Genomic DNA, 24,101 nt, shown 5'->3' on the forward strand with positions numbered 1-24,101 from the left:
TTACCTACGATTCGCGTTAGTGCCGGGCGGAAGACATCGGAGTAACACCTTCGACGGTCGCATCCAGGCTATCTGAAATATCTTCCAATTGGTCGAGTAGATCGTCGTCTGTGTCCCAGAGGCCACGGTCCGCGGCCTCAAGCAGACGCTCCGTCATCGAGAGAACGGCCGCAGGATTGTGCTCGGCTAACCGTTCGCGCATGTCATCGTCGGTAATAAATGTGGACGCAGTTCGGTCAAAAACCCAATTATCGACGACGCGGGCCGTAGCCTGCATACCGAACGTGTTTTCAAAACGGGACCGGATGTTCGCCACACCCTGATAACCATGCTTGAGCTGGGCTTCATACCAGGCGGGATTGAGCAGACGCGTCCGAGACTCCAACCTCATCGCATCATCCAGCGACTCAACATTGGTCTCATGCTGCCAAGCGTGAGAAACCTTCGCGGATGGCCGTGCACCCGATACCGTCTCAACGACGCTCGACACACCGCCCAGGAACTCGAAATAATGGTCGACGCCGGCCAACGAAATCTCAGTCGAATCCACATTCTGGAATGTGGCGGAAACACGAGACAGACTGGACTCCAAGAGAGTCCGGTTCTCCTTGCCCTTAACGTGCTTGCCCCACGCGTGGCCCATGCGATGCAGATACACCTCGGCCAAATCGGAGTTGTCGTCCCACTCTGAGGACTGCACGAGCTTGTTGACGCCGGTCCCATAATTGCCCGGCGCAGTGGCATAAATGCGGGTTGCGGCCGAATCGAGGTCTAGGCCAAGTTCTTCCACCTGTTGCATGGCGTGGGCGCGGATCGGATTGTCCTCTGGATCTTCGGGTAGCGACGCGATGGCGTGGATGGCATCGTCAAGCAGCTCCATGGGGCCCGCGAGAAGATCTCGGCCGACGCCCGACATGGTGCAGACTACGTCAACGCGGGGCCGTCTCAGCTCCTCGAGGGGGATGATCCGGAATCGGCTGACGCGTCCCCGCTCGTCGGTGAGAGGTTCTGCCCCGATCAAATGAAATGCTTGTGCAATGCCTTCGCCGTTTGTTTTGACGTTGTCCATTCCCCAGATCACCATGGCGATGGATTCGGGGTAGTGGCCTTCTTCGTGCCGTATTTGTTCGACGAGTGCGTCGGCGGTGGCCGCGCCGCGTCGGGCCGCAGTGGGCGTGGGCATGGTGGCCGGGTCGGCACCATGTGTGTTCCGGCCAGTGGGGAGGGATTCGGGGCGTGATGCGGGTTCTCCTCCGGGTGCAGGGGGAATATAGTTTCCGGATAGTGCCGCGAGGAGCCCCTCGGTTTCCTTCGACGACGTTAGTTGGGAGTGGAGCCGACGGAGGTGGCGGAACCACGACGTCGGGGTTGCAGTTGTGGTCTTCGCATCACTATCGAATGCGCCCGCCACGAGGGAAGTGAATCGCGCGAAATCGTCGTGGACGACGGCGTTGACGGCCGCCGTGATGTGTTCTTCGTCCAGGTGATCAGCAAGGGGATCGGACGTCGCCAACGGGTAGGTACAGGCGAGGCTCAGTATCCGCGCGGTTTTATCCTCGTTGAGAGGTTCGCCGAGTGTGTGGAGGCCTTCTGGAATAGGAGTGCGGCGGATTCGCTCCGCGGTAGCGGAAATGTTACTGACCCATTCGTGCCAGAGATTGTGGGAGCCGTCGTCGTCGCTATCATCCTCACCCGTATCGCCATTCGCTTCATCACCGCTGTTGGGCGGTGGACAGTCGGTCAGATCCGCTTCGGCGGCCAGCGTGACCAATTCAGAACAGGTCTCCGCATCCAGCTCCACAGAGCCGTCCTTGGCCGACGTCAACAGCCGGAACGCTTCCTCGGCGGCAGCGGCCAGGGCACCGTGGAGGCCAGCGTCGATAAGTTGAGGAGTGAGGTAGCTAACCAAACCGGCGAAGGATCGACGTTTCGCGATCGTGCCCTCAGCGGGGTTGCTCATGGCGTACAGGTACGAGTGCGGGACGCTGTCGGTGAGGAGCAGCGGCCAGTCGTTCCTGATCAGCCCGGTGGAACGCCCGGGCATGAATTCCAGAGCCCCGTGGGTACCCCAGTGGAGCATGACGTCGTGGCTGAATTCGTGTTCTAGCCAGAGGTAATAGGCGGCGAAAGAATGCGAGGGGGAGGCCTCGGGCGCCATGAGGACATTGAGGGGGTCCGCAACATCGCCAAAATCCGGTTGCACGCCGACGAACACGTTGCCAAGGCGAACTCCGCGGATGAAAAGCTCGCGCCCGTCCGTGTCGATCATCCCGGGAGTCCGGGTCCATAGTCGGTCGATGCGGCTGACCTGCGACGACGTTAACGCCTTGTTGTACTCCGTGGCGGGCCATGTTGCCGCGACATGACACGTGCTGCGGTTACCCGCGTCGGAATCAAAAAGACTATCGACGAGGGCCTCCGGAGATTTGGGAATCTCGACGGTATAGCCCTCTGAGCGGAGGTGATGGAGGAAGTTCCACAGCGAGCGGAACACATCGAGGTGCGCGGCGGTACCAATTGTCCCGTCGGCATCGTGGCCAAAAATGGTGATGGAGAGTTTTCGCTGCCCCGCGGGCAGGCGGCGGAGTGCCACGGTTCTGATGGTGCGGTTCACCACGAGTGCGCACATGTAAGGGTCGGGGAGCATCCGTTCGACGGCGAGTCTTGGGTCGACGGGGTGATCGGAGTCATCAGTGTTAACGGCCGGGATGCCGCGCCCACCGATTACCCACGGCGCTAGCCCTGATTCGAATTCAGGAATAGCGATATTCATCGACACCTGGCCCGCTGTCAGGCCAGGCAGATCCGACGTTTGCCACCGATCCAAGGCCATCCGCAAGAGAGGGACCGGGGTGATCATGGGAACGCCAGTGTCCGTGAGGAATTCGACGCCATTATCGACACGGGGATTCGCGTGCGTTCCCGCAAGCGTGAAACCGGTGAGGTTCATCCACGCGTCCACGGCCGGTGGAGGCTCGACGCCATCGGGCACGTCGGTCGGATCTCCCGCCCACACAACGGCTGTAGCGCCACTAGCCTCAACGAGTTTCGCGATATATGAGACCGCGAGGGTGTCGTGGCTGGCTACCTGGAACGGGCTGGCGGCAATCCCAATGCGTACGCCCTCTGGAGCGCGAACGATCTGGGGGCGGTCATCCCCATCGGCCGAAGTTTCCCCACCCGTCGGAGTCACGGCATATCCGTAAGCGCGCAAGAGGTCGTCGTCGTTAAGAGAAATGATGCCGTGCGGGCGAGACTGTGCGAGAGAACCGGGATCGGGCACCCCGGCTAAGACGGTGCGCACCAGACGAATAGCGTGGCACATTCCATCAGGCGTAAGTTGCCGGAGTGCTTCTCTTAAGCGCGCCGTAATTCCTGGCCGTGGTGAGGTTGCCCGGTTAACGATGGGATCGGCGCAGGGCACCGATGCGGAGACCACGAAGGCGCGCCCGGAGTGGCCCGCTTCCTCGATAGCAACGTCAAGGGCTGTGCCAAGAGCGTCGATGTCTTCTGGAGTCAGCGGACCTTGGACGAACACGGCATCGGCTGCAGCCAGTTGTGCATCAAGATCGTCCGCGGTTGCGAGCGTCCCGGCGTCGAAAGGCCGGTGACGTAAATCAACAGGTTCAGTACCACCAGCATCGCCAGCACCAGCCCCAGCGGTCTCGTCGTCGGGGTCCGCGGTGTCTGCGGCATACTTCTCGCGGAATTCGTCCCATGCGGAGTGCATAGTGAGCGCAATGGAGCCACCGAATCCGAGAAAAAGAATGCGCATGACAGTGTCCTAACGAGAAGTTGGCGTGACAACGAACCGAGAGCGAACCAAGGCTGTACCACCACACAGCATAGGAAAGATGAAAGGGATGTGGGGAGGTGGTAGCCTGAGCACGATTCGCACGTTCGGGTGCCCCATTGTGTGACCGGTGGAGATGCCGCGTCACGCTCGCTCATCGCCCTTGACCTACGGTGAGCTTTCTACCCCAGGAGATTTTGCTCAGTGAGCCATCCAGAGTTTCGCAATGTTGCCATTGTCGCCCACGTTGACCATGGCAAAACCACACTTGTTGATGCCATGCTTCAGCAGTCAGGCGTGTTCGGCGATCATGACGAGGTCGTCGACCGGGTCATGGACTCGGGGGATTTGGAGAAGGAAAAGGGTATCACCATCCTTGCCAAGAACACGGCTATCCATCGCAAGGGGATGGGCAAAAATGGCACCGATTTGATTATTAATGTCATTGACACCCCCGGCCACGCCGACTTCGGCGGTGAGGTTGAGCGTGGACTATCCATGGTTGATGGTGTCGTCCTCCTTATCGACGCTTCCGAGGGGCCTCTTCCTCAAACGCGTTTTGTGTTGGGCAAAGCGTTGGAAGCGAAGATGCCCGTCATCATCGTCGTGAATAAGACTGACCGTCCCGACGCTCGTATCGACGAGGTTGTCGACGAAGCCCAGGATCTTTTGCTCGAATTGGCTGCGTCCTTGGACGACCCGGAGGCTCAGGAAGCCGCCGAAAAGAACCTGGAGCTGCCTGTTCTGTATGCGTCCGGTCGCGCTGGGAAGGCGTCCACGGAGAATCCCGGTGACGGGAATGTCCCCGACGCTGAGGATCTTCAAGACCTGTTCAACGTCTTGTATGACGTTTTGCCAGAGCCATCTGCTGAGATTGACGCTCCTTTGCAGGCGCACGTCACCAACTTGGACTCGTCCTCGTTCCTGGGGCGTATCGGCCTCGTGCGCGTGTTCCGCGGCATCCTGAAGAAGGGCCAGCAGGTCGCCTGGATTCACCACGATAGCGACGGAAACCCGCACACCAAGACCGCGAAAATTTCGGAACTTCTGCGCCAGGACGGCGTGAAGCGCGTCCCCACTGACCAGGTCATCGCGGGCGACATCGGAGCCGTCGCTGGTATCGACGAAATCATGATTGGCGACACCCTCGCGGATCCAGAGCACCCCGAAGCAATGCCGCCTATCACCGTCGACGAACCAGCGATCTCGATGACCATCGGTGTGAATACCTCGCCCTTGGCCGGTCGCGGCGGCGGCGACAAACTCACCGCTCGGCTGGTGAAGTCCCGCCTGGAGCAAGAACTCATCGGTAACGTTTCGTTGAAAGTCTTGCCGACCGAGCGCCCAGATGCGTGGGAAGTTCAAGGCCGCGGTGAAATGGCACTATCCGTGCTGGTCGAAACCATGCGCCGCGAAGGCTTCGAGCTGACCGTCGGCAAGCCACAAGTGGTGACTCGCACCATCGACGGCACACTGCATGAGCCCTTCGAACACCTCGTTATCGACGTCCCGTCGGAGCACCAAGGTGCTGTTACGCAGCTCATGGCCTCTCGTAAGGGAACGATGCTGTCCATGGACAACGGTGCCGGCGGGTGGATTCGCATGGAGTACTCCGTGCCTGCTCGTGGGCTCATCGGATTCCGGACCACGTTCATGACGGAAACCCGGGGTACCGGTATCGCGAACTCCTACAGCGATGGGTACAAGCCGTGGGCCGGCGATATTAAAGACCGGGCGTCGGGATCCTTGGTTGCTGACCGCGCCGGGCAGATCACCGCCTACGCCTTGCAGCAGCTGGCGGACCGCGGTCAGTTCTTCGTCGAACCTGGTGTAGAAGCCTATGAAGGCATGGTTGTTGGCGCGAACAACCGCGAAGAAGACATGGACGTCAACATCACCAAGGAAAAGAAGCTGACCAACATGCGCTCTGCAACGGCGGAAACGACGGTCACGCTGGCTAAAGCGCATACCCTTTCTTTGGACGAGGCCATGGAGTTCTGTGGTGGTGACGAATGCGTCGAGGTCACCCCCAAGAATATTCGTGTGCGTAAAGTGATCTTGGACGCCAAAGAACGAGGACGCGCTGCTGCGCACGCTAAGCAGAAAGCGAAGCAGGGCAAGAAATAACGACGGTGGCCTTCATGGCTGCGATGGACAATGAACACAACGCGTAAACGACATCGACCCACCATGCGGGTGCGCTCCCATGCTCATCCGCGTGGTGTGACGTCCACTGCCGTGAGGGCGGCCGTGGCCACGGGCGTTGCTTTGGGGGTTGCGTCCACATCGTTACTGGCTGGGTGTAGCGCGCGCCCCGGGTCGGCGCCCGTCGTCAATTCCGGTGACGGGAATAAAAACAATGCCGACACCGTGTCCCAGCAGTCGGAAAAGATCACGTTCGCGGTCAGTGATGTCAGCCCGGGGTTTAATCCGCATCTGGTGTCCGACGACACCCCGTTGGTCGACCACATGGCCTCACTGGTGCTGCCCAGCCCGTTCGTCGAAAAGGATGACGGGGAGCTGGAGCTAAACCAGGATTTGCTTGATTCTGCCGACGTGGTGGAAGGCAGTGGGACAGCATCCTCAGCATCGACGCCGTCGTCAGAATCGGCGACGCCTTCCGAGGCAGCGTCGTCTCAGCCGTTTACGGTGCGTTATACCATCGCGTTGGATGCGCAGTGGTCGGACGGCACTCCGATCACGGGGGCTGATTTTGAGTATTTGTGGAAGCAAATGATCTCGCAGCCTGGGGTGGAAGACCCCGCAGGATACGAAGCGATCAACAGCGTGACCTCGACGGAGAGCGGCCACCAGGTCGACGTGCATTTCGATCGACCGTATGTGGCGTGGCGGTCGCTGTTCACTAATCTGCTGCCCAGCCATCTGTACCGCTCATCCAGTAATTTCCAAACGATGTTGAGGGACTCGGTCCCTGTCTCTGGTAACCGATTTTCGGTGGAGTCGATTGATAGTGGCCGCGGCATTGTGACATTGGTCCGCAATGACCGCTATTGGGGAAGTAACCTCGCGAAGACGGACAAGATCGTTCTCCAGGCCCAGGACAATGCTGCTGAAGCCGCGGAGATGCTGCGCAATGGTCAGGTTCAGGGGGCTGCGTTGCGTCCGAAAGCGACCACACAGCTGTCGCTGGATTCGGTGCCGCACTCCGTGGTGCAGCTGTCGTCGAAAAACCGGTACCTCATGTTGTCGCTGAACACGGCTGCCCCGCATATGGATGATGTGGGGGAGCGTGCGCGAATACTCAACAGCGTTGATAGGGATACTGTCGCCCGCATCGCCGGGGAGCGGATGGAAGTGAGCGCGCCGCATGATGAGGCCACAATTTCGGGCACCTCTGTTCCCGGGGCGGAGTCCGCATTTCCATCGTTGTCCAGGCCCTTCCGGATTGCCGTTGATCAGTCGGATGATGCGGCAGTCACTGCGGCACGCACGGTGGCGGACCAGCTCACCCAGGCCGGTTTTCCTGCGAAAGCGCTTGTTATGCCGGCGCTGGACATCGTCGAATCTGTTCTCCCTCTCGGACTTGCCGACGCGACCGTCGGGTGGCAATCGGGTGATACCACCGCATCCGCGTTGGCCAGCCACTACGGCTGCACGTCGGCTGATCGCCCGTCGAAAGAGATGGATTCCGAAAAGAGTTCGGAGTTGATGGAGCCGGAGAGTTCAACGCCGTCATCGCCATCGTCTGAACCAGTGCCGACGTCGGACAGTGCTGCGCCTAGTGCCGCGGATACCGGGGATGCGCGTAAATCCATGGAGAAAAAGTACGCTCGAGCAGCCAATATGTCGGGGTTGTGTGATCCTGAGATCGATACCCAGGTGAGGGAAGCTGCCGAGGGGTTCGTCGATGTCAATGACACGAAGCAGAAGGTTATCGAGAAGGTGAACTCCCAGGCTGTCAGTCTGGCGTTGCTTCAAGACACCGAAGTATTCGCGACGACGCCGGCCTTAGAAGCTCCTCGTTTGCCGCTGAAGTCGGGCGAACTCCCGACGACGGAACGCGGCGGAATTTTTGTCACTGCGCCACTGTGGACGCGGAACGAGGACTACTCGGTGCTCCAGCCTGGCAGCAGTCCGACTACCGACAACAAAGGCGATACGGACGCCGAGAAGAAGAACGACAACGATAAAGCAGACGAGAATAAAGACAACGAGGAGGATGCCTCCAGTAATGAGTGATTTGCGTGGCCTCCGAGTGATGGCCGTTCATGCCCACCCCGACGACGAAGCTTTGTGGACCGGTGGTTTATTAGCGCACCTGTCCCGGCGCGGTGCTGATGTTCGCGTGGTCACGTGCACGTTGGGGGAGCAAGGTGAGGTCATTGGAGAGCCGATGCAGGGCCTCATTGCTGACGAAGCCGACATGTTGGGCGGCTTTCGTTATCGAGAGCTTGAGGACTCCCTTCGTATCCTGGGCGTGAATGGTGTTCACCATCGCCCCTGTGTGCTGGGCGGTGTGGGCCGCTGGCGAGACTCGGGGATGGTGGGAACACCGTCGGCAGATCACCCGCGCGCATTCGTGAAGTCTGGGCAGCAGGCTGTTGATGCGCTCAAGGCCCTGATGAGCGAGTTCTGCCCCGACATCGTGGTCACCTATGGGCCTGACGGTGGCTACGGGCATCCTGATCACATTCGTGCCCATGAGATCACTCATGCGGCTGTTGCAGAGCTGCCCCATACGTCCGCGCCTGAATTAGGTGGCGATAATACGGATCTGTTTTCTGCCGTGCTGGCCCGCCGTCACGGTGGCCGCGAGACCCTTGCGGACCACGGTGTTCCGGATCCTTTTGTTCTCTGGGCAGTCCGTGGCGAAACAGCTCTCAAACAGGCGGGACGTGCGATCTCCCGTATTCCTGATGGATGGGTCGCTCCCAGCGGGATGGAATTCAGTTTTGCCGACGACGTCACGGGGGCTGTCGACTCTGCTTCCCTGGAGAAAAACCCGGACAAGATCACTTGGCCAGATCTTGCCTTCGTCCCCGACGATCTGGTGGACCTCGCCGTGCAGTTGAGTGATGCGGATATCGAGGCGCAGGCCAATGCGATGGCTGCTCATGCCACGCAATTGTGGATTGCCGATGGCCGGCAGAGCTGGACAAACCCCGAATCTGCGTGGGCGGTCAGCGATCCCACTGTGGTGCCGAAGGTATTTGCACTCTCCAACCGTATTGCTCAGCCACTGATGAGAGAAGAACACTATGTGGTGGCGTACGGTGGAAGCGGCCCGTGGGCGAAAACCACTCCGGCCCGCTACGCGTATGATTCCTCAGTCGTGCGCGCACGAGGACGGAGCGCGTTTTCATTAGATCAGACAGATGAGGGAGCAGAACACGATGCATCCGAGCAGTCTGGTCAGTGTCGATAAGCGGGGAAGAACTATGGAAAAACATTGGGGAGACCCCAACCATTCTCAGCCGCGTGAAGACGTGAGCAAGGGCGAGCGCATTGCAGGCATCGCCTGGTTAACCGTCGGGTCCGTGCTCTCCTTCTTCTTGGAAATGGTGTACTTGGGCAGCCGGATTACCATCGGCGGCCACACCTATCCGTTCCCCTACATGATTCTCATCGCAGCTGGCTTCAACTATGTCCTCGGGACGACGGCGCTGCTGTGGACGAAAAAGTTGGCGTGGGCCAGTATCCCCGGTGTGACGTGGATCGTGCTCTATTTCATCGCTGTCACGTGGCCGTCGCTACCGGGAACGCGGGGAACAACGTGGATCGTGCCCAACCTCGTCGGAGTCGTATTCATGATCGCCGGTGTTGCGGGCGCGGCGTGGCCGTTGATGCGGTCGGTGGTCTTGTCGATGGATCAAGTCAATCCACCTCCACCCACCACGACGACGGGCGGCAAACGTCCCAAGGAGAAAAATAACCCCACAAAGAAAAAGTAAATAGACTGGTAGTGGCCATAAAACGCTGCCCCCGCAGACGAAAAGTAGACAGATAGGTTCATTTTTTATTTGACGCGTGGCATCATGGAACCGCTTGACGACATTGGGCGCACCCTGACCCCAGTTCGGACAACAAGAACAGGCATGGCAAGACCAGCCACGGCGCAGCGATCCGACGGTGACGACGTCGTAACGCTGCACAACAGGAAGACAACGGGAAGAAAAGGCGAAAGAGGAGGAGACTATGGCTTACACCATCGTGGAACCCTGCGTTGACGTGAAGGATAAGGCATGTGTTGAGGAATGCCCGGTTGACTGCATCTACGAGGGCGTTCGCAGTCTATACATCCACCCCGACGAATGTGTCGATTGCGGGGCGTGCGAACCGGTGTGTCCCGTGGAAGCGATCTTCTATGAGGATGACGTCCCCGACGAGTGGATCGACTACAACGACGCGAACGCCGCGTTCTTCGACGATCTCGGATCGCCGGGTGGTGCTGCCCGTCTGGGGCCACAGGATTTCGACGCGCCCCTCGTCGCAGAGCTTCCGCCGCAAGCCTAGGATTTCACTCGGGTTCCCGAACGCTATTGTTGGGATAGTATCGGGCTGTCCGATGATCGTATTTTTCTTCCTGTCCACTCGCGTCCCTGTGTCGCGTCCGTTTCTGCTGTGAGGCTTTGTATGGCGCACCCGCCCCGTATTGTTCGTTCGTCTTTGCTTCCGGATTTCCCGTGGGATTCCCTCGCGGATGCTCGCGCGAAGGCCGAATCGCACCCGGATGGGTTCATCAACTTGTCGATGGGAACACCCGTCGATCCGGTTTCTCCTGCTGCTCAGCTGGGCCTGGCAGAAAACTCAGGGGCTCCCGGCTATCCGCAAACTGTCGGCACGCAGGAGTTGAGGAAGAGCATTGTCGACGCGATGACTCGTCGCTACGGCATCATCTCGCTTGATCCTGAGCGGCAGGTTTTGCCGGTGATTGGGACGAAGGAAGCGATTGCGTGGCTGCCATATCTTTTGGGGTTGGGCGAAGGGCACACCGTCGTGATCCCGGAGCTTGCTTACCCGACGTATGAGGTCGGTGCGTTGTTGGCGGGGGCGTCGATTGTCCGGGCGGATTCCACATTCCAGCTTGGCCCGCAGGCGCCGACGCTGATGTACATCAATTCGCCCTCAAACCCGACGGGCAAAGTTCTGGGCCTTGAGCACCTACGGAAAGTTGTGTCCTGGGCTCGGGAACGTGACGTCATCGTCGTCTCGGATGAGTGTTACCTGGGCCTGGGTTGGACGACGAACGTTAACGGTGTTCGTGGTGAACGGCCCACGCCGCCGGTGTCCCTTCTTCACCCCGATGTCTGCGATGGGGACACAACCAACCTGATCGCGGTTCATTCGCTATCGAAGACGTCGAACATGGCGTCGTATCGCTCTGGTTGGTTGGCCGGCGACGAGAAGCTCATCCACGAGCTGCTGGCGGTCCGCAAGCACGCGGGTTTCATGGTTCCTCAACCCATTCAGGCTGCCACTGTTGCCGCTTTGAAGGATGACGGTTTTGAGCAGCTCCAGCGGGAGATTTACCGGAACCGTCGTGAAATCCTCGCCGCGGCTCTTCGCGACGCTGGCTTTACTATCGACAATTCCGAAGCTGGCCTGTACCTGTGGTCCACTCGCGACGAGCCATGCCGAGACACCGTTGATTGGTTTGCAGAGCGCGGGATCCTTGTCGCCCCGGGCGAGTTCTATGGTCCGAAAGGTGTTAAACACGTTCGCGTTGCGCTGACGGGCACTGATGATCAGATCACCGCTGCAGCCCAGCGGATCGCGGGGTAGAGGTTAGGTCACCAGCGCCCTGACCTGTCCCTCCACACCCGCAGGCCGAGCCCCACGACCAAGCTGATCATCACGATCGCAGCGATAATTTTTACCGCGGTGTAGGGGACAAAGGCGCACGCCACGCACACCACCAGCACAACAATCAGACTGGTTGTTTGTGCTCGGTCTAATTCAGTGGGGCGTGGGGGCTTGGTTTGCTTCGCCATGTCTTTCAAAAACTTTTTGTTGTTTAGTTCGCGTGAAGATCGTCGTTCAGCGTCACCGTGGAGGACTGCCATGCAACGGCTTCCACGGATCCCGACAGGGAATTGCGGCGAAACAGAATGTTGTTCGCACCCGAGAGCTGAGCGGCCTTAATCGGTGAGCTGTCCTTCAGCCCCATCGCGTCCGCAACAGGTCCGCGGGCAACGACCTTGGTGCCGTAGGTGATGTACAGCCCGGCTTCGACCACACAGTCATTACCGAGGGAAATCCCGACACCGGAGTTGGCTCCCAGGAGGCAGCGCTGCCCAATAGAGATGACCTCTTTGCCGCCGCCGGACAGCGTCCCCATGATGGAGGCTCCACCGCCGATATCGGTGCCGTCATCAACGACGACGCCGCCGGAAATGCGTCCTTCCACCATGGAGTGCCCGAGTGTGCCGGCGTTGAAGTTGACGAAGCCCTCGTGCATGACCGTGGTGCCGGGCGCTAAGTGTGCCCCCAGGCGGACACGGTCGGCGTCGCCAATTCGTACACCGCTGGGCATGACGTAATCCACCATGCGCGGGAATTTATCCACGGAGAACACGGTGACGGGGCCGCGGGTCGATAGCCGCGCACGCGTCGATTCGAAGTTCTCGGTGGAGCAGGGGCCGTAATTCGTCCACACGACGTTGGTCAGTTTGCCGAAAATTCCCTCCACGTTCACGGTGTGGGGACGTGTGATGCGGTGAGATAAAAGGTGAAGGCGCAGGTAGGCGTCGTAAGCATCGGTGGGCGGGGTTGAGAGGTCTTTAATCTGAGTACGGATCGCGACACGACGCACGTGGCGATCTTCGTCGCTGTGTGCCGCCGCAGCGAGTTCCTCGGGGGCGTCGGAACCGAGCTCAGTGGTGGTGGCGTCGCTGATGTCGTCGTTGAGAGACGGGGACGGGAACCACGAATCCAGAACGATTCCGTCGTCGGTGATGGTGGCAAGACCATCGGCAATGGCACCTGTAGTTAAAAATGAAGTCATAGGGGCCACAATACCCAAGCGTTGCGACACACGACGTCGAGGTACGCAGAGGCCCCGGTGAAGCGCCTACTTCGCAGGAACCGCCGACGCATTCCGACGACGGGCCACAGCCGACAAGGCAACCAGTGCGGCGAAGAATACACCAACGGCAATGACTTGTGGTCGCGCGGAATCGTCGAAAAGCATGAGAACGGTCAACGCCAGCAAACCAATCAGCGCGACATAACTCATGTACGGATATCCCCACATTTTCACGGGGAGTGTGCCTTCTGCTTCCAATTCGGGCCGCAACTTGATCTCTGAGGCGGCGATCATGAACCACAGCACCAAGAGCGAACCACCGACGATGTTGAAGAACAACTCGATGAGGTTCGCCGGTCCCCAGATCTGAAGCGCCACGGACAAGTAAGCTAGCGCCATCGAGAGGCACACCGCGCGTGTGGGGACCCCTTCGTGGTTCGTCTTGGTGAAGAATTTCAGGCCGTCGCCCTCTTTGGACATGGCGTAAATCACGCGGGAGGTGGCGTAAATCTGCGCGTTAAATGCCGAGAGCAGCGCCAACGTAATAATTATCTCCATGAAACCAACGACGCCGGGGATCTTTGCCTGAGCAAGGACGCGCGTGAAGGGGGAATCGGCAGCACCTTCTGCTTGGCCCAAGGTCGAATAGGGAAGCAGGAAGATAATGACCAGCACAGATCCTAGGTAGAACACCGAGATACGCAAAATGACCGACCGTACAGCCGTGGCGATAGCACGGCTCGGGTTCTCAGACTCAGCGGCCGCGATGGTCACAATCTCGATGCCGCCGAAAGCGAAGGCGACGGCGAGCAGACCAGCAGCGATCCCACCCACGCCGTTCGGGGCGAAGCCGGATTCCCTCACATGTTCAAACCCGACCATGTTGTGCCCGGGGAGAAGTCCGAAGATCAGGAGGACGCCGACGACCAGGAAAAAGACGATAACCGCGACTTTGATAAACGCGAACCAGTACTCGAATTCGCCGAAACCGCGGACTTTAGCCATGTTGATGAAGGTGAAGATGATGACGCAGATGAGCGCTGGAATCCAGCCGTCGACACCGAACCAATTACCAATAAACGCACCGGCACCGGTGATTTCAGCACCCATGACCATGACCAGCATGAACCAGTACAACCAGCCGGTGGAAAAACCAGCCCATTGACCGAAAGCTTGTCGGGAATATGCAGAGAATGTTCCTGTATTGGGGCGGGCGGCACCGAGTTCACCCAGCATCCGCATCACCAGAACAACGAGGAATCCGGCAACGATATAGGAGATCAAGACTGCCGGTCCCGCGGCTTTAATGCCGACGCCTGTTCCAAGGAAGAGCCCTGCGCCGATGGCAGATCCCAAACCCATCATCGTGAGGTGCCGAACTTTCAACCCATGTCCCAGTTGCGAGGAGGAATCAGAAGATTCATCGCCCTGTGAAGCATTGTTCGTCATGAAGTGCCCTTTGGTATTGGGGGAGCAGTGAGCTACGCGCCCATGCTGATACATCTATTCAATCTGTTCAGAATAGCGGGTTCGTTACTCAGGGGTGACCACGGCGTCGGTAAAGCACGGGAATCTCGCGCGAATACATCGCGCATGCGCGTGTTCGCCCCGGCGGTTAGTCTGGTGGCGTGATTGACCTGACTCAGCACCCCATTGATCTCACCAGGGCACTCGTTGACATTGAGAGTGTCTCTAAGAATGAAAAAAATATTGCCGACGCCGTCGAGGCAGCGCTCCGAGCCGTCGCTGTGTCCTCCGACGAGGCGAATGGCATAACGGTTGAGCGTTTTAATAACACCGTGATGGCCAAAACCAACCGAGGTTTGCCCTCACGAGTGGTGTTGGCAGGCCACCTGGACACTGTGCCGATTGCCGACAATGTTCCCTCCACGCGGGGCACAGACAAGGACGGTCGCGACACACTCTTCGGCTGCGGAACCGTCGACATGAAGTCGGGCGATGCGGTGTTCCTCCACGCCTTCGCCCAATTAGCCGAGTCACCAGACCTGGCCCGCGACATGACGATCATCATGTATGAGGCGGAGGAAATCGCGGCCACAGAAAATGGGCTGAGGAAATTAGCTGAACATTCCCCCGAGTGGTTGCAGGGCGATATCGCCATCTTGGGTGAACCCTCGGGTGCCGTGATCGAGGCGGGATGCCAGGGCAGTGTCCGCGTCAAAGTGACCGCCTTGGGCGAGCGAGCTCACTCGGCTCGATCGTGGCTGGGAGACAATGCCATGCACAAACTAGCCCCGGTCATCGCGCGCGCTGCCGCCCATGATGGGGACAAAATCGTCGAGATCGACGGCTTGGAGTACCACGAGGGCTTCAACATCGTGATGTGCGAATCGGGAGTGGCCACCAACACGATCCCCGACGAGGCATGGATGTTCGTGAACTACCGCTTCGCGCCGGGAAAGTCGACACAGCAAGCGTTGGATGAGACCTTCGCGATTATCGGCGTCGGCACTCCTGGTAATCCGGAGCCTGGTTTTCGCCTCGATATCGACGATGAATCCCCCGGTGCGCTACCGGGCTTGCATCATGCCGCCGCTGCCGAGCTCATTGAGGTGACTGGTGGGAATGTTCGTGCGAAATATGGGTGGACGGACGTTGCTCGTTTTGCTGCGATGGGAATTCCTGCGGTCAATTTTGGCCCCGGCGATCCGGCCTTCGCTCATAAAAAAGATGAGCAGTGCCCAGTAGAGATGATTACCGACGTATCAGACCAGATCATGGCTTATCTGACGAGTAAGTGACGGGAAGGACGGCACGATGGGGCGTAAGACATCCCGCATGATGGGCGGGAAGGATGACGATCGAGGTCATTTGCGATTCCGGGGCCCGGTGGTGTTTCGCGATCGCGGTGGCAAAGCACATGACCACACGCACGCACGATCCACTACCGACCAGCGCCTCCTGGACGTTCAGAAAGATGCGGACTGGTTGCACACCGATCCGTGGCGGGTCCTGCGCATCCAAAGTGAGTTCGTAGAAGGATTCGGCGCTCTTGCCGAGATCCCTCGTGCGGTCACTGTATTTGGTTCTGCCCGCGCCGAAGTAGATTCACCATACTATAAAAAGGGCGTCGAGGTTGGTCGCGCGCTGCACGAAGCCGGGTACGGCGTCATCACCGGCGGTGGCCCGGGGCTGATGGAAGCGGCGAACCGCGGTTGCGCGGAGGCCGGTGGCTTGTCCATCGGGTTGGGCATTGAGCTTCCTCATGAGCAAAATTTAAATGCCTGGGTCAACCTCGGTCTGAATTTCCGCTACTTCTTCGTCCGCAAGACAATGTTCCTGAAATATTCCCAGGCATTCGTGTGCCTCCCGGGTGGTTTCGGGACGATGGACGAGCTCTTCGAAGCTCTGGTTCTAGTCCAAACTGGGAAGGTGACTCGATACCCCATTGTGCTGATCGGGACTGAGTTCTGGTCGGGCTTGGTGGACTGGATTCGGGATCGCCTGATTAGTGAAAAGATGGTGTCGCCCGAAGACCCAGATCTCTTCCTCGTGACGGATGACATCGAGGAGGCCGTGGGCTACATTACGACGAAGCACGAAGGCTTTGTGGAGGAATTGGGGCGTCGGTTAGAGGAAAACAGTCTTTCCCATTCGCAGCGGGCTGGAATTTTGCGCAGTGTAGGGAAGCTCGCTGAGGACGGCGATGCGTCCAGCTCGGAGCCGTCCGGTGACCACGATTCCTCTGATGGTGGCTCCTCTCGTGACGCATAATTATCATGGTGCCGAGCCCGATCACGGGGAGTCGGATTCCGCCACTACCCAAGGGGTGAGTAACGCGTCGGGCCCTGGAGGTCGCCCCCGCAGTTTTTACCAATCTAGCGCTTTACCAGCGATGATGGCGATTGTTAACCGCACTCCCGACTCTTTTTATGACAAGGGAGCAACGTTTACCGACGACGCAGCCCTGGCGCGGGTGAGAAGGTGCGTCGACGCCGGCGCGGAGATCATTGACATCGGTGGTGTCAAAGCGGGCCGGGGCGATCCTGTCTCGATCGCCGAAGAGATCGATAGGGTAGTGCCCTTTGTTTCTGCTGTGCGTGAGGAATTTCCCTCGGTTCACATCAGTGTGGATACCTATCGTGCCCCCGTCGGGGAGGCTGCAATTACCGCGGGTGCGGACCTGATTAACGATACGTGGGCGGGGGCAGACCCCGAGCTCGTCGAAGTCGCTGGTCATTATCACCGGGGCTATGTGTGTTCGCACACGGGAGGCATGGAGCCGCGCACGTTGCCACGTCGTGTTCATTATGACGACCTAGTCGGTGATGTCATTCGCTCCACGACACAGCGCGCAGAACATGCGGTGAACTGCGGCGTTCCCGAGGATAAAGTCCTCATCGATCCGACCCATGATTTCGGGAAGAACACTTTTCATAGTTTGGCGTTGGTGCGTCATGCTCGCGATCTCGTGTCGACGGGGTGGCCGGTGCTCATGGCCCTATCGAATAAGGACTTCGTGGGAGAAACCGTCGGGCGTCCGGTGGATCAGCGATTGGCAGGCACCCTGGCGGCAACTGCCCTGGCAGCGGCCCAGGGTGTGCCCGTGTTTCGTGTTCACGAGGTGGCCGAAAACCTGGATGCGTGCCGCATGGCATTGGCAGTGCAGGGCATTATTCCGCCGTATGCGACGACTCGCGGTGTGGAGTGAGAACATATCGAACGCGCGGCAATCAGTAGACTATGCACGTGCTGTATTGGATTGTGACCCTCATTGTCCTCATCGTTGTCTCTGCCGGTTTGTGGTGGGTGTTCTCCTCCTTGTTCGGCCGGGGAGAAGAATTAGGCCCCGCCGAACGCCCTGATGAGCGGAAAGACTTAGAGCCTGGCGCCACCGTTGGTCCCGATGAATTATCGACGATGCGCTTTTCCTTGTCCTTCCGCGGTTATTCCCCGCGCGAAGTTGATATGGCGCTGCAACGCGCCAAGGAACACATGATCGAGCTGGAGCACGACCGGGATCGTTATCGACGTCGCGCCGATGACGCAGAAGAACAGTTGAAGGCCTCGGGTGCTGGCACGGCCGCCAGCAACGACGCGGGCGATGCCGAGGGTACAGCGAAGGCAGGAAGTGCACCTGTGGGATTCCAATCGGACGGGGCTCAGTCCACGCATGGATCAGCCGAAGCTGCAGATCATGGAGAGGTGTCTCACTCCGGGGACACACACGTCGACGATCACCACCAGCACTCTAGCCATCAGAACTCTGCTCACTCGAATTCCGCGAAGACGAACCGTGCTCAGGGGAAGCGTAAGAAAAAGCGCAAGAAATCGAAGCGTCGGTAAGAGCGTCGTTAACAGCGTCCGCAATGGCATCGGGGGAGGTAGGAGCACGGCTGCAGAGGCCCGGATTGGCGGTTGTCGCAACGCTTTTGGGAAAACAGGGCTACTCTGGAGGTATCAAGCTTTTTATAGTGAAGGGATTTCGCCCATGGCAGCAATGAAGCCCCGGACCGGTGATGGCCCGATGGAAGCAGTTGAAGAAGGACGCAAGATTGTGATGCGTATTCCAACTGACGGTGGCGGCCGTTTGGTCGTCGAACTTAACCACGAGGAAGCCGGTGAGCTTGCCTCGGTATTATCAGAAGCTGCTGGTTAGGCACAGTAATCGCCCGATGTCTGGTGCGCTGGCTAGAGTAGAGTCCACACGTTATCGATTGAAGATGAGGTAGACCTTGCTCTCCGACGTTCTTGATGTTTTATCTGACCCCATCGACGGCTCTTCGCTCCACGATGGTGGTAATTTAGCCACCCTTGTCTCTGATACAGGCCATAGTTACGATGTTGCCCGCCAGGGGTATGTTTCCCTTGTGGGTGGCCGAGGCCTGAGATATAAGGGCGACGATGCCTCGATGATTCAGGCCCGAGAAAAGTTTCTTGCCAGTGGCCATTTTGGCCCATTCGTTGAGGCCGTGACGGGGAATGTGCAGGATGTTCTCGATGATGCGGGGGTAGGCGATCATGAGCATTCTGTCGTCATGGAAGTGGGCGCGGGGACGGGTTATTACTTAGCCCACACACTCGATGCCGTTCCGGGTTCGCGCGGAATCGGCATTGACGTTTCCGTTCCTGCTGCTAAGCGCATCGCTGGCTGCCACCCTCGTGCGGGAGCTGTTATTGCTGATGCGTGGTCCAGGCTTCCCGTCAAAGATAAGTCGATCGACACGATTACGGTCGTTTTCGCGCCACGGAACGCGGAAGAATTTGCGCGAGTTCTTACCGACGAAGGTCAAGTTGTTGTTTTGACAGCTGCGCCCGGTCATTTAGCTGAGCTTCGCGAGCCCCTTGGAATTATTGACGTTGAAAAGAACAAAGTTCACCGAATGATTCAGCAGGCGTCGGGGCACCTTACCCCTGATGGGGGGCCTGAAGAGGTTGAATTCGAGATGAATCTGGGCCGCGATGCTATTGAAGCTCAGGTGGGGATGAGCCCGTCTGCTCGGCACATTCGCCCGGAGGATTTAAAGGAGAGAATTGCGACCTTGCCTGATTCGATGACGGTGACTGCGCGCGCCACGGTGACGAGGTTAAAAAAGAACCATAGGTAGGTCCCCTTAACGGTCTTTGTGTGCTATGGTTAATTTCATTCAGGGGGGATACTCCGAAAGTACTGCCTGTAGCTGACACGTACTCGTGGAGTTCCTGGTTTTACAACAGGGCTCACGCACGGGTTCGTAAGAATAAGTTGGGGGAGTCCGTTCTTAACCACAAAAAATTGGTTGCAGGTGTTAACAAAAAAGCTGCAAAAGCGAATTAATAAGTGAGGTTCCTCTAACCAAGGAACTCGTACTGTCGCACCTTCACTGATTCATGTGGTTGCTAGGTGGTCGCTTGATTGCGTCATCATGGCCCGCTGGGAGTCTCGCTGAACTCACTGACCATATCGAATCATGGAGGAACTTACTGACATGAAGTCTGTCACCGTTACTGCGCCACAATTTAATGGTCCTCGACATCAGATGTCCGATGACCCCTCAGTAGATGCAGCAGAAACTGCAGTTGTGGGGTACCCATTGAAGGGCCCACGTGGTGCGGATGACGGGAAGTCTCTCAGTAAAGAAGCGATCAGTACAGCACTAGCACGTGGTACGACCGGGTGCGATGCGTCCTTTGGCGCAGCCGCCGGAAGTGCCGCGTTGGACAGTAGCGTTTTGAGCACTATCGCGGAGAGTACAACCCTAACGATGAATCCTGACAATAGTAATTCTCATGAGACGTCGGTCGCAGGAGTCAACGGGCGCGCGGATTTGCGCCGTGGCACAGCTTCTGACGGCTTCGACGGACCCATCGGCCACGGCACGGTGAACTCATCAGTTGGATCGAGCATCTACGAACCAGGTTCGGCTGTTCCGTCCGACGCCTTGGAAACTCCTGCCTTTGCGGCAGAAGTTGCGATGATGTGTTCACGCGTCATTCGGACCGCACTGTACCGGGCAGGAATGGCTCCCTCGTCTGCCACGTGGAGAGTGGTTCGTTTCATTCAGAACAATGGCCCGGTCAGAATTTCCGACGTTGCCCGCCGCGAGCGGTCGACGATGGCAACAGTGTCCACACTGGTCAATCGCCTGGTCAGGCAGGGTCTGGTCAATAAGGAAAAAGATACTTCCGACGCACGCCAGTCGCTTCTGACTGTGACGCCTAAGGGGCGAAATTTGTGCAATAAGTGGCAGGATCGCTTGGGCGAAGCTGTGGCGGAAGATTTCGCGTCGCTGTCGCTCGACGAACTGACAGTTCTGGCTGAAGCGCTCCCCGTGATGCGCAAGCTTGTCAGCGAAGGCGAGCGCTAATCGGAGCGTGATTGGCGCGGGCCCTTGCCTAGGGCCCGCCTTCAGGTACCGGGCGCACGTACTGGTTGAACGTGGCGCAGGTCCACGTGGTGTAGTTCGGGGGATCCTACATTAATGACCGATACACATCGAGGGTCTGCTGTGCGATCGTCGACCAGCTGAATGTCGTGACGGCCCTCTCGCGCCCGGCCTTCGCCATTCGGCCCGCAAGGTCAGGGTCGCCGGCGATGCGGTTGACCGCACTGGCCAGCCCTTCTTCGAATGCGCCGATATCGTCGGCATCGTAGTGGACCAGTTCACCGGTCTCACCGTCATTGACAACCTCAGGGATACCTCCCACATCAGAGGCGACGACGGCGGTATCGCACGCCATGGCCTCCAGGTTCACGATTCCCAGAGGCTCATAAATGGACGGGCACACGAAAACTGAGGCGGCGCTGAGGATCTCCTGCAGTGAATCGTGCGGGAGCATGTCACGCACCCAGAACACATCGTCGCGAGTGGACTTCAACTCCTCGACCAGGTTGGCGATCTCAGCCTCAATTTCCGGAGTATCCGGTGCACCTGCGCACAACACGAGCTGAATATCCTCGTCGAAGTTGTGCGCGGCCTTCACCAGGTGGGCCACACCCTTTTGCCGTGTGATTCGCCCCACGAAGGCGACAATCGGTTTATCTTCGGCAACGCCCAGCTCAGCCAATATCGAGTGCTCAGCTTGGGCAAACGTCGGGCGAGGACGCCACAACTTCGTATCGATACCGTTGAGAACAACGTGAATACGGTCCGGATCGATACGCGGATACGCATCCAGGATGGCGTCCTTCATTTTCCGCGAAACAGCGATCAGCCCATCGGCGTTTTCCATCGCGTTCTTCTCTGACCACGATGACACGTCATACCCGCCGCCCAGCTGCTCACGCTTCCACGGTCGGTGCGGCTCAAGGGAGTGAGCCGTCGCTACGTGGGGAATACCCTTGAGCAGCCCGGTCAGATGCCCACCAAGCCCCGCATACCACGTGTGTGAATGGATAACATCAATATCTGATGCCGACGCCAGATTCGCCATCCGTAGCCCCGTCGACAAGGTTTTGAGGGCAGGATTAGCGTCGGCAAGAGCATCATCGGAGTTGGACACGTACACATTGGCTTCGTCACGTGGCCCACCCATGCAGTGAACGTCGACATCGCACAGCTCGCGCAAATGCCGGGTGAGCTCAGCCACGTGGACACCGGCGCCACCGTAGATTTCCGGGGGATATTCTCGAGTCATCATCGCTACGCGCATGACTGTGAGCCTAGTCGGTCGGGGTGGCACACTGCCCGCCGACAAAGGCAACGGGGGAGAGAACAGGGGTACTTGTCCAGCATAAATAGTGAGGACTGAATAAATTAGTACCCATGAGGAGCCAACCACACGTCCTATCCATTGTCCTCGCGGGCGGCGAAGGGAAGCGACTCTTCCCCTTCACGGCCGACCGTGCCAAGCCAGCTGTTCCTTTTGGGGGTTCATATCGTTTAATTGACTTTGTCTTATCGAACCTGGTCAACGCCGGGTACATGAAGGTTTGTGTCTTAACTCAATACAAATCTCACTCACTTGACCGGCACATTTCGCAATCGTGGCAACTCTCCGGATTAGCAGGTGAATACATCACCCCAGTGCCCGCCCAGCAGCGGCTCGGGAAACGATGGTTCACGGGTTCAGCGGATGCCATTTTGCAATCGCTCAACCTCATTTATGACGAAGATCCTGAATACATCATCGTGTTCGGCGCGGACCACGTGTACCGCATGGACCCCGAACAGATGGTGAAGGAACATATCGAGTCGGGAGCGGCGTGTTCCGTCGCCGGAATTCGTGTGCCACGCAAAGAAGCAACCGCATTCGGCTGCATTCAAGCCGACGACGACGGCACGATTACCGAGTTCCTGGAAAAGCCAGCCGATCCGCCGGCCACCCCAGATGACCCCGACGTGACCTTCGCCTCCATGGGCAACTACGTCTTCACAACCCAGGCGTTAATCGATGCGCTGAAAGAGGATTCCGAAGACGAAAACTCGGCGCATGACATGGGCGGCAACATCATCCCGTATTTCGTGAACCGGGGCGAGGCGCACGTTCACGACTTCTCCCGCAATGTTGTGCCGGGGGAAACGGATCGTGACCACGGATATTGGCGCGACGTCGGTACTGTCGACGCTTTCTATGAAGCCCATATGGACCTCATCAGCGTGTACCCCGTCTTCAACCTGTACAACCGCAAGTGGCCTATTCACACGTCTGACGACAGCAACTTGCCGCCGGCGAAGTTCGTCAAAGGCGGAATTGCGCAGTCCTCCATTGTGGCTGCAGGGTGCATTATTTCCGCTGGAACCGTGCGCAATTCAGTTCTCGGGCCGGGCGTTGTTGTCGAAGAAGGCGCCAGCGTCGAGGGCTGCGTTCTAATGGATGGCGTGCGGATTGGCAAAGGCGCTGTGGTTCGTCACGCCATTTTGGACAAGAATGTCCGCGTCGGAGATAACGCGCTCATCGGCGTAGATCGGGCTCGCGATTCTGAACGGTTCACACTGTCCCAGGGCGGTGTCGTGTGTGTCCCGAAGAATTACGAACTCCACGGCGCTGACGAGGATTAATAGCCGACGCTAGCTCGCCGGTGCGTCTTCGTTCCGCGAGATCAGGACCATCCCGGCACCCAGCGGTAGCCGGGAGAGGTAGATGTCCTCGCGCTCGCGGAGCGCCTCGTTGAGGCGACGGGCCGCCGCGGTATCGCGATCCTTTCGTGCCGGATTCGCGATAGTGCCGTCGAGAAGGATATCCGCGAGGATAATCAACCCGCCCGGTTCAAGCAGCTCGAGGGCCTCGTCGACGAGTGTTGATGCGTCGGCGGGGGCAATTTCGGCGTAGATCAGGTTGTATGAGCGCGCTGCCAGCCGGGTCATGACCTCGAGTGGGCGCGAGGGGAGGAAACGGTATTGGTTGGAGCGAATGTTGGCCGCGGTGAATGCCTGGCGGGCAACCCGCTGGTGGATCGCTTCCGTGTCAATGCAGGTCACATGACCGTTCGGGCCCATTCCCGCGAGGATGGCCAAGCCTGAGACGCACGCGGAGGGGGAGACAACAACTGCCGACTTATCCCTGCAGTATGAGGAACTAATCGTTGTTAAAAACGACGCCGTGAGTTCGTCGGGAGCGGTGAGGCCGAGCTCGTCGGCGGCATCGCGCGCAAAGCCCATCGCGTCGGATTCGTCGGTGGTGGCGTTGATAAAGTCAGTCATCAGGTCAAGAGCAGAATCGGTCACGGTTATTCATGCTAGTGATAGAGACGGAGTAAAGGGTGTGGCTCGCCCATAACTGCGATAATGAAGTAGACATTCGTGGCTTTTACTGCGGGAATGATTTACAATTCCCCTCGTGACATGCCCCTCGCGGGTTCGTGATTTCAGTGGTTCACCTTCACAGGAATTTCCCAGGCGGAATTCATGCTTCGGAAACGAATGCATGTGACAGTTAAAT

The 24,101-nt window shown here is 58.5% G+C and carries 20 protein-coding genes; 14 read left to right on the top strand and 6 right to left on the bottom strand.

Features of this window, described 5'->3' with window-relative positions:
- Positions 1 to 16 precede the first annotated feature (16 nt).
- Positions 17 to 3,775, bottom strand: a complete 3,759-nt coding sequence (bchH, locus tag KCQ76_RS07465; RefSeq protein WP_046203073.1) for a magnesium chelatase subunit H — start codon at positions 3,773 to 3,775, stop codon at positions 17 to 19.
- Between the two features lie 222 nt (positions 3,776 to 3,997).
- On the opposite strand from bchH, the gene typA reads away from it, so the two are divergent.
- The 6 genes from typA (at position 3,998) to dapC (ending at position 11,536) form a co-directional block, all read left to right on the top strand.
- Positions 3,998 to 5,920 carry a translational GTPase TypA gene (gene typA, locus KCQ76_RS07470; RefSeq protein WP_046203072.1) on the top strand — a complete coding sequence of 641 codons (1,923 nt, stop codon included), beginning with the start codon at positions 3,998 to 4,000 and terminating at the stop codon, positions 5,918 to 5,920.
- 30 nt (positions 5,921 to 5,950) lie between these two features.
- A complete protein-coding gene (locus KCQ76_RS07475) occupies positions 5,951 to 7,993 on the top strand; it encodes an ABC transporter family substrate-binding protein (RefSeq protein ID WP_082089902.1) in 2,043 nt (680 codons plus the stop codon).
- Positions 7,986 to 9,179 (top strand): PIG-L family deacetylase, encoded by a 1,194-nt coding sequence (locus KCQ76_RS11165; protein WP_052722346.1) that lies wholly within the window; start codon positions 7,986 to 7,988, stop codon positions 9,177 to 9,179. Before KCQ76_RS07475 ends, KCQ76_RS11165 begins: the two co-directional genes overlap by 8 nt.
- A gap of 13 nt (positions 9,180 to 9,192) precedes the next feature.
- Positions 9,193 to 9,705, top strand: a complete 513-nt coding sequence (locus KCQ76_RS07485) for a hypothetical protein (RefSeq protein WP_046203070.1) — start codon at positions 9,193 to 9,195, stop codon at positions 9,703 to 9,705.
- Between the two features lie 244 nt (positions 9,706 to 9,949).
- Positions 9,950 to 10,267 carry a ferredoxin gene (gene fdxA, locus KCQ76_RS07490; RefSeq protein WP_046203069.1) on the top strand — a complete coding sequence of 106 codons (318 nt, stop codon included), beginning with the start codon at positions 9,950 to 9,952 and terminating at the stop codon, positions 10,265 to 10,267.
- A gap of 120 nt (positions 10,268 to 10,387) precedes the next feature.
- Positions 10,388 to 11,536, top strand: coding sequence for a succinyldiaminopimelate transaminase (gene dapC / locus KCQ76_RS07495; protein ID WP_221914835.1), 1,149 nt, complete (start codon positions 10,388 to 10,390; stop codon positions 11,534 to 11,536).
- A gap of 8 nt (positions 11,537 to 11,544) precedes the next feature.
- On the opposite strand, the gene KCQ76_RS07500 is transcribed toward dapC, so the two are convergent.
- The 3 genes from KCQ76_RS07500 to KCQ76_RS07510 form a co-directional block, all read right to left on the bottom strand.
- The gene (locus tag KCQ76_RS07500; protein WP_012731280.1) at positions 11,545 to 11,745 is read right to left on the bottom strand and encodes a hypothetical protein; all 201 of its coding nucleotides are present in this window, start codon (positions 11,743 to 11,745) and stop codon (positions 11,545 to 11,547) included.
- A 23-nt stretch (positions 11,746 to 11,768) separates the two neighbouring features.
- Positions 11,769 to 12,758, bottom strand: a complete 990-nt coding sequence (gene dapD, locus KCQ76_RS07505; protein WP_046203067.1) for a 2,3,4,5-tetrahydropyridine-2,6-dicarboxylate N-succinyltransferase — start codon at positions 12,756 to 12,758, stop codon at positions 11,769 to 11,771.
- Positions 12,759 to 12,824: 66 nt separating this feature from the next.
- On the bottom strand, positions 12,825 to 14,228 hold the full coding sequence (locus KCQ76_RS07510; protein ID WP_046203182.1) for an amino acid permease: 1,404 nt from the start codon (positions 14,226 to 14,228) through the stop codon (positions 12,825 to 12,827).
- A gap of 179 nt (positions 14,229 to 14,407) precedes the next feature.
- Between KCQ76_RS07510 and dapE the strand changes: the two genes are divergently transcribed.
- The 7 genes from dapE to KCQ76_RS07545 all read left to right on the top strand — a co-directional run bounded on the left by dapE (position 14,408) and on the right by KCQ76_RS07545 (position 20,587).
- A complete protein-coding gene (dapE, locus tag KCQ76_RS07515; protein WP_046205237.1) occupies positions 14,408 to 15,541 on the top strand; it encodes a succinyl-diaminopimelate desuccinylase in 1,134 nt (377 codons plus the stop codon).
- 37 nt (positions 15,542 to 15,578) lie between these two features.
- A complete protein-coding gene (locus KCQ76_RS07520; RefSeq protein ID WP_373369114.1) occupies positions 15,579 to 16,514 on the top strand; it encodes an LOG family protein in 936 nt (311 codons plus the stop codon).
- A 124-nt stretch (positions 16,515 to 16,638) separates the two neighbouring features.
- The gene (gene folP / locus KCQ76_RS07525) at positions 16,639 to 17,451 is read left to right on the top strand and encodes a dihydropteroate synthase (protein ID WP_046203180.1); all 813 of its coding nucleotides are present in this window, start codon (positions 16,639 to 16,641) and stop codon (positions 17,449 to 17,451) included.
- A gap of 38 nt (positions 17,452 to 17,489) precedes the next feature.
- The gene (locus KCQ76_RS07530; protein ID WP_146003167.1) at positions 17,490 to 18,086 is read left to right on the top strand and encodes a DivIVA domain-containing protein; all 597 of its coding nucleotides are present in this window, start codon (positions 17,490 to 17,492) and stop codon (positions 18,084 to 18,086) included.
- Between the two features lie 145 nt (positions 18,087 to 18,231).
- Entirely contained in the window at positions 18,232 to 18,399 is a 168-nt protein-coding gene (locus KCQ76_RS07535; RefSeq protein WP_012731287.1) for a DUF3117 domain-containing protein, read from the top strand.
- Positions 18,400 to 18,475: 76 nt separating this feature from the next.
- Entirely contained in the window at positions 18,476 to 19,348 is an 873-nt protein-coding gene (locus tag KCQ76_RS07540) for a methyltransferase domain-containing protein (protein WP_046203066.1), read from the top strand.
- Positions 19,349 to 19,690: 342 nt separating this feature from the next.
- Positions 19,691 to 20,587, top strand: a complete 897-nt coding sequence (locus KCQ76_RS07545) for a MarR family winged helix-turn-helix transcriptional regulator (protein WP_082089901.1) — start codon at positions 19,691 to 19,693, stop codon at positions 20,585 to 20,587.
- A gap of 106 nt (positions 20,588 to 20,693) precedes the next feature.
- On the opposite strand, the gene glgA is transcribed toward KCQ76_RS07545, so the two are convergent.
- On the bottom strand, positions 20,694 to 21,872 hold the full coding sequence (glgA, locus tag KCQ76_RS07550) for a glycogen synthase (RefSeq protein ID WP_046203064.1): 1,179 nt from the start codon (positions 21,870 to 21,872) through the stop codon (positions 20,694 to 20,696).
- A 113-nt stretch (positions 21,873 to 21,985) separates the two neighbouring features.
- Here glgA and glgC point away from each other — a divergent pair, with 113 nt between their 5' ends.
- Entirely contained in the window at positions 21,986 to 23,221 is a 1,236-nt protein-coding gene (gene glgC, locus KCQ76_RS07555; protein ID WP_012731291.1) for a glucose-1-phosphate adenylyltransferase, read from the top strand.
- Between the two features lie 9 nt (positions 23,222 to 23,230).
- Here the strand turns inward: glgC and KCQ76_RS07560 are convergent, their stop codons facing one another.
- Positions 23,231 to 23,887, bottom strand: coding sequence for an O-methyltransferase (locus KCQ76_RS07560; RefSeq protein WP_046203063.1), 657 nt, complete (start codon positions 23,885 to 23,887; stop codon positions 23,231 to 23,233).
- Positions 23,888 to 24,101 lie beyond the last annotated feature (214 nt).

The organism is Corynebacterium parakroppenstedtii (assembly GCF_019754935.1).
In the GTDB taxonomy this organism is placed as follows: domain Bacteria; phylum Actinomycetota; class Actinomycetes; order Mycobacteriales; family Mycobacteriaceae; genus Corynebacterium; species Corynebacterium parakroppenstedtii.